At 35.8% G+C, this 13,138-nt stretch carries 9 protein-coding genes; 1 reads left to right on the top strand and 8 read right to left on the bottom strand.

Annotated features, from left to right (window positions below):
- The first annotated feature begins 5 nt into the window (after positions 1-5).
- Positions 6-1,178 carry an O-antigen ligase family protein gene (locus ABMA72_RS09425; protein ID WP_393056904.1) on the top strand — a complete coding sequence of 391 codons (1,173 nt, stop codon included), beginning with the start codon at positions 6-8 and terminating at the stop codon, positions 1,176-1,178.
- Between the two features lie 34 nt (positions 1,179-1,212).
- Here the strand turns inward: ABMA72_RS09425 and ABMA72_RS09420 are convergent, their stop codons facing one another.
- The 8 genes from ABMA72_RS09420 to dnaA form a co-directional block, all read right to left on the bottom strand.
- Positions 1,213-1,821 carry a transposase gene (locus ABMA72_RS09420; protein ID WP_393056902.1) on the bottom strand — a complete coding sequence of 203 codons (609 nt, stop codon included), beginning with the start codon at positions 1,819-1,821 and terminating at the stop codon, positions 1,213-1,215.
- Between the two features lie 409 nt (positions 1,822-2,230).
- Positions 2,231-2,437, bottom strand: coding sequence for a hypothetical protein (locus ABMA72_RS09415; RefSeq protein WP_393056901.1), 207 nt, complete (start codon positions 2,435-2,437; stop codon positions 2,231-2,233).
- Positions 2,438-3,253, bottom strand: a complete 816-nt coding sequence (locus tag ABMA72_RS09410; RefSeq protein WP_392861386.1) for a tetratricopeptide repeat protein — start codon at positions 3,251-3,253, stop codon at positions 2,438-2,440.
- Positions 3,222-5,735, bottom strand: a complete 2,514-nt coding sequence (gene gyrA, locus ABMA72_RS09405) for a DNA gyrase subunit A (RefSeq protein ID WP_392861388.1) — start codon at positions 5,733-5,735, stop codon at positions 3,222-3,224. The genes ABMA72_RS09410 and gyrA overlap by 32 nt, the downstream gene beginning before the upstream one ends.
- Positions 5,736-5,744: 9 nt before the next feature.
- Complete coding sequence (gene gyrB, locus ABMA72_RS09400; RefSeq protein WP_393056899.1) at positions 5,745-8,207, bottom strand: DNA topoisomerase (ATP-hydrolyzing) subunit B; 2,463 nt, start codon at positions 8,205-8,207, stop codon at positions 5,745-5,747.
- Positions 8,208-8,272: 65 nt separating this feature from the next.
- Entirely contained in the window at positions 8,273-9,355 is a 1,083-nt protein-coding gene (gene recF / locus ABMA72_RS09395; RefSeq protein WP_392861392.1) for a DNA replication/repair protein RecF, read from the bottom strand.
- Between the two features lie 4 nt (positions 9,356-9,359).
- Positions 9,360-10,472, bottom strand: coding sequence for a DNA polymerase III subunit beta (gene dnaN / locus ABMA72_RS09390; RefSeq protein ID WP_392861394.1), 1,113 nt, complete (start codon positions 10,470-10,472; stop codon positions 9,360-9,362).
- 822 nt (positions 10,473-11,294) lie between these two features.
- Positions 11,295-12,926 (bottom strand): chromosomal replication initiator protein DnaA, encoded by a 1,632-nt coding sequence (gene dnaA, locus ABMA72_RS09385; RefSeq protein ID WP_393056897.1) that lies wholly within the window; start codon positions 12,924-12,926, stop codon positions 11,295-11,297.
- Positions 12,927-13,138 lie beyond the last annotated feature (212 nt).

Raw genomic sequence — 13,138 nt, 5'->3', positions numbered from 1 at the left:
TATCTATGACAGAATCAAGAAAGCTCAATTTGTTTGCTTGGGCCATTTTCTTTTATTTAGTAATGACAATTTTTCACAAGGTTTTTGTCGCAGTTGGAATGCTTTTAATTCTAGTATTAGCATTTTACACTTCGAAAGAATCATTCATTGCAGTTTTTAAAGATAAGAAACATATCTTTCTTATAAGTTTAGTCCTTACTTTTGTTCTGTCTCTAGTAGTTAATGGTGAAGGTGAATTTAATAAAATTAAATACTACATACCACCTATATTATTCACAGCTGCATTTTATCAATATGGCCCAAAGATTTCTGATCAGTGGATTAGAAGAATTGTTTTCTGGGTATTAACTCTTAGTGCAATAAGCTCTGTTGTAGGATTTATAGCAGTTAACTTTGATTATCATATTTTAAAATTTAAATTTGTTAGTACTCCGAGAAATAGAGGTGCATTTCTTGGAATCATGTATTACTCATATACGAATGCAATCATATGCGTAATGTCAGCGGCTCTTCTTGTTCATTACAAGAAATTTAAAAAATATGTAAATCTTAAATTAGTAATTATCTCTTTAATCTTAAATCTTATCGGTCTTTACTTTACATATACTCGTGGTGCTATCCTTGCTTTTATTGCGGGATTTCCATTCATATTCTATTACACAAATAGAAAAACTTTCGTTTCACTTTTTCTTGCAGGATTATTACTAGCTTCTGCAGTTCTATACATAATCTTTGGTAATTCTGGTCTTTCTTTCTATCGCTTTCAGCCGAACTTCATAAGCGACAATGCTCGAATCGTTATGTTCAAAACTGCCGCCATTATGTATACAAAAAAACCTATCCTGGGCTATGGTTTCCAAAATTACCAAGAGCCATGTAAAGTCATTCAAGACAAATATGACTTAAAGCCAAGATGGTGTCATTTCCACTCACATAACCAATATCTAGATGCATTTGCTCTAGCAGGTACGTTCGGTGGAGTTGCGTTCTTATTATTTTTTGGAAGTTGGCTTCTTACTTACCTAATAGGTTATCGAGATATTTATTTATTCTCTCTACCTGGGCTAGTAACGTTCCTAGCAATCTGTATGACAGACACGCCATTTTATATGAGTACAGTCATCTCGATCTTATTTGTACTTTACGGAATGCTTTACGTAAAAAGAGAATCCAACTAAAACTTTGAAAGGTTTGAAAGGTACGTCGATACTTTTATAGGTATCGATGTACTAACCTCTTATTTTTTTCAGATAATTTAAACTCGCCTCTCCTAAGACCACTCCTGATAATTTTTTCCATTTCAGCACAGTAGCGTTTTTCTTCAAAAGCTTTCTCTCTTTCAAAATGAAAATGTGGTTCAAAATTAAATTGCTTAGCTTCATAGGAACTAAAGTGTAAAGAGCTATAAGGGTAACTATGAATATTTTCAGTAAGTCCTGCACGCATAGGGTTTTGATAAATATAACGATAGACTGTTTCTAAATATCTTTGATCATTTACAATCGTAGCCTTGTACTCATTAGCAAAACAATGGTTTTCACGTTTTGCCCGTCTATTTATTTCTCGAGATAATCTGCGATTAAAATACATCATAAAATGATGAAGATTACATTTCGGAGTAGAAATTAATAAATGGTAGTGATTAGACATTAGAACAAATGCATGTACTTTCGTAGGTGCATTATCTTGTGCATACTTCATAGAATCTTTAACTATGTCCCATACTTCATTAATGGGTATATTAAACCAGTCACGATTGTTTGTTCGCCTTGTTACATGATACGGAAAGTTATTTTGAAAGATTCTTTTTTGTCTAGGCATGCGAGCTTTATGCATCAATACTATTCAGCTTAAAATAACTAGCTTCATATTTTTAAAAATATTTCATTTTCAATGACTGGTACGTCGATACTTTTGACAATTTCAATTAGTTATAAAAATTTATGTTGGAATTAAGAGCAGAATTCACATTAAAAGCGTGAATTACGCATTAAATACTAAGATCTTCATGGAAAAAATGAGAATTTGAATCAAATGAGGGGGATTATTTTTTATTTTGAAAGTTAAGTTGTTGGTATTTCCAAAAGTAACGTCGTACCGAACCGAATCACGCGAGCTTGCGCTCTTTGATTCTTGAGTCACATGCATCTATGCTTCAAAACTGCCCTTTGGGGCACTTTTGCCGCAAGATGTTCCAAAAGTAACGACGTACCTTGCTAAGTTTTCAAGATCAGTTCTTATTTTTTTTGAGAGCATACACAACCATCGAAATTAAAATATTCCCAATTACCGCCAGAAAAATTCCTACGGCCCAGCCTTGAGTGATGACATCTTTTTTAACGAGTTCCCAAAGTCCCCAGGCAACGACGAGGGCCGTTGAAGGCAGAGACATGGCAAGTGCCATTGGCTTAATCCATTTCGGGTCATAAAGGGCCATCTAACGTTTCCTCGCAACACGACGCTCGTAAACGGAGTTAAGGCGATCTTGAATAACTTTGTTATTTGGGTATTCCCCTAGGATTGAATAGTAGAGGTCGTATGCAGTTTGAAGGCGTTCAAGAGTTTCATAGCAGTTGGCCATGAGAAAGATTGCACGAACTTTTAGGTCGCGGCGATCTTCACGCTTGATGTACTCGCGAAAGTACTGAACGGCGCGATTCCAATCTTGGGATTCAAAATACATGATGCCAGATTGGAAGAAGCTATCAACGAAGTATTTGTGATTTCCATTATTGTGCATGGAAACTAAATGTTCGGTGGCCTTATCGTATTGCTTTAATTTGATATATGAACGGGCCAGACGAAATTCATAGAGGTCGTGATTAGAAAGCTTAGGCCTAAATGCAGATAGCTTATTATAAACCTCAGCGGCCTTGGCGTAATCGTTGATATAAAGAAAAGCAATCTCACCGATACGTTCTTGTGTTTTTACCAGCCAGACTGGGTCTGTTGTAAGTTTTGGAATTTTCTCATAGAAGTGAATTCCGCGCTTATACTGGCCAAGAGAGACGGCATAGAGTTCTGCGATCTGATAATTGATCTTAATTTTGATTTCATCATTTGGCGCCATCTCTAAGATCTTGTGGTACTGCTTCACTGCTTGGGCGTACTCTTGATTTGAGATGTGATTTTGCGCAATAAGGATATCTTTGTGAATTCTTGGTGTGAAATCACAAGACGTAAGTAAAACGAGGGCCAGTAAAAAACTGGCCCTTATGAATTTATTCTTCAGTTGTTGATCCATCTTCATCATCTGATTCAATTATCTTTGCAATTGAAACAACCTTCTCACCTTCTTTAGGCTTAATTAGACGTACACCTTGAGTCGCGCGTCCCATTAGAGAAACACCACTTACCTTTGTACGAACAACTTGCCCGCGGTCAGTAATAATCATGAGATCATCTTTATCAGTAACTGGTTTAATTTGAACAATCTCACCGTTCTTATCAGTTAATCTCATTGCGAGGATACCTTTCCCACCACGAGTCTGCTTACGGTATTGAGAAGATTCAGTACGTTTACCGTACCCATGCTCAGTTACAGATAGGATTTCCATATTATCGTCAATTAATTCCATACCAATGATTTTCTCTTCATCAGTATTGATATTGATCCCTTTAACACCTTGTGAAACACGTCCCATTGGTCTTGCATCATTTGTGTCGAAACGGATGATCTTACCAGCTGATGAACAAAGTAGGATATCTTTAGATCCATCATTGATTCTAACATTTACAATATGGTCACCATCTTGAAGTTTAATTGCAATTAGACCCGACTGCTTAACATTCGAGTACTCTTCAAGAGCTGTCTTCTTAACTAGACCTTTGTTAGTTGCGAAGATTAGGTACTTCTCATTCATATCCATATCGTGTGGTACACAGATAATTTCTGTTACGCGATCACCACTTGGGATTTGGATAAGGTTTGCAATATTACGTCCCTTAGAAGTTCTCGTTCCCTCAGGAATTTCGTAAACCTTCTTCGAGAATACTTGTCCACGGCTTGTAAAGAATAGAAGCTTATCGTGAGTATTTGCCGTAAAGATATTTGTGAAGAAATCGTCTTCGTTTGCAGCACCCTTAACACCTTTACCACCACGCTTTTGCGCTTTGTAAGTATCAAGTGGCATACGCTTTACGTAACCTTTGTGAGTGATTGTTACAATCATCTCTTCACTTGCAACAAGATCTTCAATTTGAATTTCGTCAGCTTTTGCAACGATTTCAGTTCTTCTCTCGTCACCGTATTTTTCGATTACTTCAGTGAATTCTTCTTTGATGATTGCTTTAATCTTATCTTCAGAACCAAGGATTCCTTCTAAGCGTGCAATCTCTTTCATAATTGCTTCATAGTCAGCAATGATCTTATCTCTTTCTAGACCTGTTAGACGTTGAAGTCTCATATCTAGAATTGCTTGAGCTTGAATCTCACTTAATGAGAATGTACTCATTAATTTCTCACGAGCATCTTGAGGCCCGTCAGATTTTTTGATCATCTCAACGACTTCATCGATATTCTCAACAGCAACTTTTAAACCTTCTAAGATATGCGCGCGCTCACGTGCTTTCTTAAGTTCGTATACTGTACGACGAATAATGATCTCTCTTCTGTGATCAATGAAACACTCTAGTTGTTCTTTGATATTAAGAACTTTTGGAGAAGAGTTAACAATTGATAAGAAGATAATACCAAAAGAAGATTGTAGTGCAGTTTGCTTATAAAGCTTATTCATAACTACAGTTGCGATCTCACCTTTTTTAAGATCGATAACAACACGAATCCCCTCACGAGAAGATTCATCACGTAGATCTGAAATACCAACTAGTGACTTAGAGTTTACAAGGTCTGCAATCTTTTCAATTAGCTTAGCTTTGTTAACTTGGTATGGAAGTTCAGTAATAACAATTCTTTCACGATCTTGTTTCTTACCGTGGATTTCCACATCCATTTTTGCACGCATCTGAACAACACCCTTACCTGTTTTGTAAGCAGAGCGAATACCTTCAGTACCGTGAATTGTTCCAGCAGTTGGAAAGTCTGGACCTGGAATAATCTTCATAATGTCTTCAATCGACATTTCACGATTATCAACAAGTTCTGTTAGTGCCGTCATAACTTCTGTTAAGTTATGTGGAGGAATATTTGTTGCCATACCTACGGCAATACCTGCAGATCCGTTAACTAAAAGATTAGGAATCTTAGTTGGAAGAACTGTTGGCTCTTTAAGAGAGTCATCGTAGTTAGGTTGCCAATCAACTGTTTCTTTATCTAAGTCTTTTAGCATCTCTTCAGAAAGCTTCTGCATTCTGATCTCTGTATACCTCATGGCCGCAGCGTTATCACCGTCAATTGAACCGAAGTTCCCCTGACCTTGAACCATTGGATATCTCATTGAGAAATCTTGGGCCATACGTACGATTGTATTATAAACCGCAGAGTCACCGTGTGGGTGATACTTACCAATAACGTCACCAACAACACGGGCAGACTTTAGGAATGGTTTATTGTGGTAGTTACCTAGTGAGTGCATCGCATACAGACAACGACGGTGAACTGGCTTCATTCCGTCACGTACATCTGGAAGTGCACGACCAACGATTACAGACATTGCGTAATCGAGGTAACAATTTTTCATCTCATCGCGAATACCGATTTGTTGAATATTTCCGTGATTGTGATTTCCACCATCACCATTATCATTTTCATTTGTGATATTTGTTTCATCAGTCATAACTTAGTCCTATACGTCCAGATTTCTTACATTAAGTGCATTCTCTTCAACGAATTGTCTTCTTGGTTCTACCTGGTCACCCATTAGAACAGAGAATACTGAATCAGCTTCAATCGTATCTTCAATCTTTACTTGTAGAAGTGTACGGTTTTCAGGATTCATTGTTGTTTCCCAAAGTTGTTCAGGGTTCATTTCTCCAAGACCCTTATAACGTTGGATGTAAGCACCTTGTTTTGCATCATCGATAATATAAGAAGCAAATGCTCTTAGTGATTCAAATTCCTTTGCATCACCTTTTTCACCCTTAACGATAAATTTTCCAACTTTAAATTTTTGGATTCCATCGTATAGGTTCATTAAATCTGCATACTCAGACGACTCTAGGAAGTATGAGCTTAATTTAAATTTCTTAGTTCTAGCAGTTGTCTTAACATTGATACGAATAAGATTTGATTCATGCTCTTTGTCTTCTTCAATTGAGAAAGTGTAATTTCTTAATGTTTCAGACTCTTGAGTTTTGAAGTGTTCATCAAGTTTATTAACGATACCATCAAGCTTTGAACGATCCTTAAGATCTGCAGCTGTGATACCAATTTCTTCGATTAGGTGTCTTAGTAAGAATGTATCGAAGTGAATATCATATGACTTAAGAGTTTTATCATATTGAGTAAACTTATTGATTAAGCCTTTAGCAACTTCTTCATCAATCATTTCACCGTCGAAATTAATAGCAGTACCTTCAATTGCGTTTGCAACTAGGAAAGTCTCAAGAGCTTTTTCATCTTTTAGATAAATCTCTTTCTTACCTTTCTTGTACTTATATAATGGCGGTTGTGCGATATAAACATAACCTTGTTCAATCAGTTCAGGGAACTGACGGTATAGAAGAGTTAAAATAAGAGTTCTAATGTGAGAACCATCGACGTCGGCATCTGTCATGATAACAAGCTTGTGGTAACGAAGTTTTGAGATATCAAAGTTACCTTTTCCAATCCCTGTACCCATTGCTTGAACGATCATTTTAATTTCGGCGTTACCAAGCATTTTGTCATAACGTGCTTTTTCAACGTTAAGAATTTTCCCTTTTAGTGGAAGTACTGCTTGATACTTTCTATCTCTACCCTGCTTAGCAGAACCACCGGCAGAGTCACCCTCTACGATGTAAATTTCTGAAAGAGCTGGATCTTTTTCCTGACAGTCTGCCATCTTACCTGGAAGGCCACCCATATCTAGAACTGACTTTCTTCTAGTTAATTCACGAGCACGACGAGCAGCTTCTCTTGCAGCTGCAGCATCAACTGATTTTCTAATAATCGTTTTTGCTGTCGATGGATTTTCTTCTAAGTATCTCTTAAGTGCATCACCAACTAGAGAGTTAACGATACCTTCAACTTCAGAGTTACCTAGTTTATCTTTTGTTTGACCTTCGAATTGAAGCTCTGGAAGCTTAACAGAAATAATTGCTGTTAACCCCTCTCTCATATCATCACCTGTTAAATTCGTTTTAATTCCTTTAAGCAGGTTATTATCTTTTGCATATGCATTTAGAACACGAGTAAGTGCAGTTTTAAATCCAGAGATGTGAGTTCCACCACCAGGAGTTGTAATTGCGTTGGCATAACCAGAAAGAACTTCTGAGTATGAATCCGTCCATTGCATTGAAATTTCAACTTCGTAATCTTCTCTTGATTCTGCAATATAGATTGGCTCTTTGTGAACAACAGTCTTTGCTCTGTTTAAGTACTCAACGAATTGAATAAGACCACCTTCATAATGAAAAGTTTCATTCTTATCTGTTCTCTCATCCTTAACAACAATCTTAAGACCTCTGTTAAGAAATGCCATCTCTCTAAAACGATTTGTTAATGTATCGTAATTGAATTCGTGTACTTCAAAAATTTCATTATCTGGTTTGAATGTTACAGACGTTCCAGTTTGAGTTTTATCTTCTAATTCACCAACAACTTTAAGTGGCTCTTTAGTTACACCATGGTTGAATTCTACTTGGTGAATTTTTCCATGCTTTTTAATTTCAACTTTAACCCACTTAGATAGTGCGTTTACAACTGAAGCACCTACACCGTGTAGACCACCTGAAACTTTATAAGCTCCACCGTCTTCGTTAAATTTTCCACCAGCGTGAAGCTTTGTATATACAAGTTCTGCCGCAGATACACCTTCTTTCGGGTGAATATCAACTGGGATCCCTCGCCCATCATCGATAACAGTTACAGAGTTATCAACGTGAATAATAACTTTAATTTCGCTACAATAACCCGCAAGAGCTTCATCGACTGCGTTATCAACAATTTCATATACACAGTGATGTAGACCACGATTGGCCGTATCACCAATATACATCCCTGGTCTTTTTCTTACGGCCTCTAGTCCTTCAAGAACACTAATCTGGCTTGCACCATATTCTTGTCCGACCTTACCAATACTTCCTGCTTGATTTTCTTGATTTTCCAAAAGGAACCTCTCTTCCAATTTCTTGTGTCAGTGTGTTGTTTTAAAAAATATAAATTTTTGGAAGACTAGTTAACGGAACCGTTCGAAATATAGATCTTATTTGCGCCATTAATTTTTTCTAATTCTTCCTTAAATTTTTCATTAGCTGTCGTGATTAAAACTTGGAACTCTCGTTGTTCCAAAAATTTAACCAGCCTACCCCATCTCGCCTTGTCTAGTTCCCCTGAGACGTCGTCGATAAGTACAATTGGATAGGTGTTAAAGTTATACCTAAATAGCTCTATATAGGCAAATAAGAGGCTCAAATAAGACATTTTTTGTTGGCCTAAAGAACAAAATTCGTATGCATTCATCCCATCAAAAAGAAGCACATAGTCATCTTTATGAACTTGATAGGTCGTATGCCCTACTACTAAGTCTTTTTCTAGCCTTTGTTGCATATAATCAAAGATCATCTCTGGTGAATAACCATGAAAACGAGAATCAACTTCAATTTTTAGGGAATGATCTTCTGAAAAGATATCGCGATATGTATTTTCACAAAATGGAATAAGTTCAGTGACGAATTGGTTTCTCATGGCCACTAGCTCATACGCATAGTCTGCCATTTGACGATCAATAATATTTAACTGATCACGAAATTGTGAAGGCTTTTTAGATAAGAGAACATTTCTAAACCTAAGAGCAGAATTGTACTGATTTAATACCTTCTTGTAGTCGCGACTAAGCATCGACAGATGATCATCAAACCACTTTCTTCTAAAGCTTGGAATATTAGAAAAAGAGTATGAATCAAATGGATTGATAAAGACTAACTTTGCATCGAGCTTCTTTTTCGTATTCTTACCGTTTAAGGCCCAAGTCGAACCCTGTGGATTCATCTTTCCACTGAAAGTAATATTGTCTCCATCGTTAGCAAAGAGCGATGAAAATAATATCTCGGGGTTATCCCCATCAATACTTAATAGCTGTGGAAAAGTTGTGTTTTTACGAAACGATTTTCTCGTTACTAAGACATGTAAAGCTTCTAATATATTTGTCTTTCCATTTCCGTTTTCACCTAAGATACAATTGATATTTCCATTAAAAGAAATAATATCTGGTTCTAGGTTTCGAAAATTTGTTACCTGAAGTTTTACAAGTTTCAAAGTACTAGATTCTAAGTGGCATAATGATTCCAAGATAATTTTGGATATCATTTGATCTTACGATTACCGCTGAAAATTCGTTATTAAATTCAAAAGTTACATTTTCTGTATTTAGAATTGCAATTGAATCTAATAGAAAACGAGCATTAAAACCAATTTCAATTTCTTTACCTTCGTAATCAACTGGAATTGTCTCTTTAGCATCACCAAGTGAAGGATGGTTTGCAGAGATCGTCATGTGGTTTTCAGTAAGCTTAAGCTTTACAGCATTAGACTTCTCGTTAGACATAATCTTGATACGTCTAATAGCGTTTTGAATGATTTCTTTATCAGCTGTTAGTGAGTAAGTTGTCTTAGCAGGAATTACTGCTTGATACTTTGGATACTCTCTAGCAATTAAACGAATACCAAGTTGATATTGTTCATTAGCTGTTACATATAAATATGAGTCATCAACAGAAATAAACAGATTAGCACCTGGATAAGTTTCTGCGATTTTTCTAAGTTCTGCTACACCCTTCTTAGGAATAATAATTCCATTGATAAGAGCTTCGTTATTTTGTTCAGAGATATCATTTTCAATTAGAGACAGACGATGTCCATCAGTTGATACAGCTCTTAACTTCCCTTCTACTTCTTGAAAATAAATTCCGTTAAAGTGAAGTCTCGTTTCATCGTTTGAGATAGCGTATGAAGTTTTAGTGATTAAGTTTAATAGATCATCTGAATTTAGAGTGAAAGTATTTTCGCTTCCAAAGTGTAACTTAGGAAATTCATCTGCTTCGTAAATTAAAAGTGAATAATGAATTTCTTCACAATTTATTTTTAGAAGATTTTCACCATCTTCCAACTCAATGTTGATATCTGTGTTAGGAAGTTCTTTTAATATATCAAATAGATTCTTAGCGTTTATACAGAATGAAGCTGTTCCTTCAGTTGATGCATTAATTGAATACTTTGCTGATACTTCAAGATCTGTTGCTGAAAGATATATTTTATCATTGCTAACAGTCAGTAACGTATATGTTAATATCGGTCTTGAATTCTTCTTATCAATAACAGTTAAAATTTTGTTTAATGCATCTCTTAAGTTATCTGTATCAACCCTAAGCTTCATTTTTAATCCTATCAGAAAATTATTTGTAATGTTGTATAATGGAAAACACTAGTTAGCAAGCGTGTCTAGAGCATTTAACTCTTCTTCTTTTTATATATATTTATATATATATTATATATAATCCTGTGGATAAGTTCATAACTGGCGACTCCCCTTTTATTAGCTTGTCTTCTCAATTTGGCCATTGTTGGCAAACGTTGACTACTTTTTTTTGTGCTTTGCATTCATTCGTATATTATCAAAATTGTAACAAAACTATAATGTTATTAGATTTTTGCTCACGGCCTATTGTGAATAATTTTTTGGCCAAGAAAATTTCTTTAAAATAACCTATTTTGGCCAGTCATTTACTCACAAATTACAAACATGTTGATAACTTTTTTATCCACGGCCTTAATTTGTGTCGATAATATTATTAACGGCCGTGAATAAGTTTAGATTTATTGTATAACTATATGAAATAATAGGATTTATTAATTCACAATTAATTTTCTTGGCCGTGGATTGGCCGTCTAGGGCCGTGAATAACTCACATTTCGTAGGACCAAAACTGATTAGTCAAATACTGGTGTGAATTTGTCGGCCTAATGACTAGTCACAATATCAACATTCCACAAATTTTTCGTGGATAGAGTCGGGGATTGGCCACTCAATAATCCACGGCCGACTGGCCAAATAGCCGGCCAATTCATAAGGTACTGCGTCAGCTTCGGCTCCTGCCTCTCGCTGACATACTATTCATCCTGAATATAAAAAAAGGCCGTGAATAACACGGCCTATATCTTGGTTAGTCAGTTGACTAGTCAGTAATTTAGTAGGGGATTATAACGAATTTTCAATCGTCATAATTGTCTTAGAAAGCATCGGATCTTGAGACAGTTGTTTTGAAATCTTTTGTTCAGCGTGAACAACAGAGCTGTGATCACGTCCACCAAAGAATTGACCAATCTCTTCATGTGTTGCACTTGCAAGCTTACGACATAAGTACATGGCCACAAAACGTGCATTAGCAATGTCTTTTACACGTGACTTAGACTTAAGATCAGCAACTGGAATTTTAAAATACTGTGAAGTCTGCTTAGCAATTCCTTCAATTGTTATTTTCTTTTCGTCTTCGTAATCTCTAAGTCCTAGAACCTCTTTAACCATCTCTAATTCGATATCGACCTTCATGATGTCAGAGTAGGCTGAAAGCTTAATTAGAGCACCCTCAAGCTCTCTAATCGAGTTTTTAACATTACATGCAATTAGGTTCACAATATCTTCAGATAAGAATAGGTCAAGATCATCGGCCTTAGCATTAATGATTGCAACACGTGTTTCGATATCTGGTTTTTGAATATCAACAACTAGGCCCCATTGTAGGCGAGTCTTAATTCTTTCTTCTAGTCCGTTAATCTCTTGTGGAGTTTTATCAGACGTGAAGATTAGTTGTTTTCCTTTTTGATATAGCTCATTAAAGATGTGGAAGAACTCACGTTGTGTTCCTTCTTTACCTTTAAGTTCATGGACATCATCAATCATAAGAACATCAACTTTATCAGAATACTTTGAACGGAATTCTGGTAGTTGTTTATTGCGAATCGATTCAATCATTTCCTTCATGAAATCACGTGCTGTAATTAAGCAAATAACATAGTGAGGATATTGATTGTGAATACCGTTGGCCATGGCATGTAAGAGGTGAGTCTTACCAAGTCCTGAATTTGAATGAATATAAAGCGATGGATATTTACCAGCTTTACCAGGACTTTTAGCAATAGCTACAGAAGCAGCATAGGCCATATTATTTGATGGACCGATAACAAAGTTTTTAAATGTTTTGCTTCGATCAATAACGATATTATTGTAGTCGTCACTTACGTGATCGATATACTTAGATTCTACTTGAGAAAGTAGGTCTTCTTGTACTGGCTCAAGATCTAATGAAAATGAGATTTCATTGGCCGATTTAGGCTTATTTTGAGTTGGTTCTATAGGACCATTATTTAAGTGTTGTGATAGGCTAGGTTGAGCTAAGTTATTGTTATTGTTAGCAATAATCTCAATCTGATATGATTTTCCTAACGTATTTACAATACTTTGGCTGATTTGGTCCAAATTCTTCTCAATAAATGACTTAATAAAGTTAGTCGTTGTTGAAAAGATTGCTCTTTCACCATCAATATTCATTAATCTGAAGAAGTCACCTTGAAAGAAAGATGCGTATTTTTGCGCATTTACTAGTGATCTCAATGAGTTATGAATCTCAGTATTCATCATATCTAGTTCTTCAGCACTGAAGAAATCGTCCGATAGGCTAGAGCTATTATATGATGGTTGATTTAAATTTTGCTTAATATTGAAGGGATCCTCAATAATATTCTTATTGGCAAGATCTTCTATGTTGTTGATTTTATTACTTGATGGGTTAGAATTCTTTAAAAATTCATTAAAAGGAAAATTTCCCTGCATGTTGGATTCCCTTGAGCATCTACTCGTCAATTTTTCTTTAATTACGTGTTGTGGGGAGAATTTGTATCATGGCCCAAAATCCTAGGCCAATAAAAAAATGGGTTTTTTACGCATGGCCAAATAAATCAATTATTTTGGCCTGCACTATGTACAGGGCCATTGACCAGTGATGCGAAATGGTATAATACTAGCCCTTACAATATTAATTTTTA

It is taken from the genome of Halobacteriovorax sp. CON-3, from assembly GCF_043196995.1.
Taxonomy (GTDB): domain Bacteria; phylum Bdellovibrionota; class Bacteriovoracia; order Bacteriovoracales; family Bacteriovoracaceae; genus Halobacteriovorax_A.
The sequence above is the reverse complement of the archived record's forward strand: the minus strand, read 5'-3'. Positions and strand labels throughout refer to the sequence as shown.

Bases quoted from the DNA above. Each gene is read 5' to 3' on its own strand.
- ABMA72_RS09425 (WP_393056904.1), top strand. From the start codon at position 6: ATGACAGAATCAAGAAAGCTCAATTTGTTTGCTTGGGCCATTTTCTTT.
- ABMA72_RS09420 (WP_393056902.1), bottom strand. From the start codon at position 1,821: ATGCCTAGACAAAAAAGAATCTTTCAAAATAACTTTCCGTATCATGTA.
- ABMA72_RS09415 (WP_393056901.1), bottom strand. From the start codon at position 2,437: ATGGCCCTTTATGACCCGAAATGGATTAAGCCAATGGCACTTGCCATG.
- ABMA72_RS09410 (WP_392861386.1), bottom strand. From the start codon at position 3,253: ATGATGAAGATGGATCAACAACTGAAGAATAAATTCATAAGGGCCAGT.
- gyrA (WP_392861388.1), bottom strand. From the start codon at position 5,735: ATGACTGATGAAACAAATATCACAAATGAAAATGATAATGGTGATGGT.
- dnaN (WP_392861394.1), bottom strand. From the start codon at position 10,472: ATGAAGCTTAGGGTTGATACAGATAACTTAAGAGATGCATTAAACAAA.
- dnaA (WP_393056897.1), bottom strand. From the start codon at position 12,926: ATGCAGGGAAATTTTCCTTTTAATGAATTTTTAAAGAATTCTAACCCA.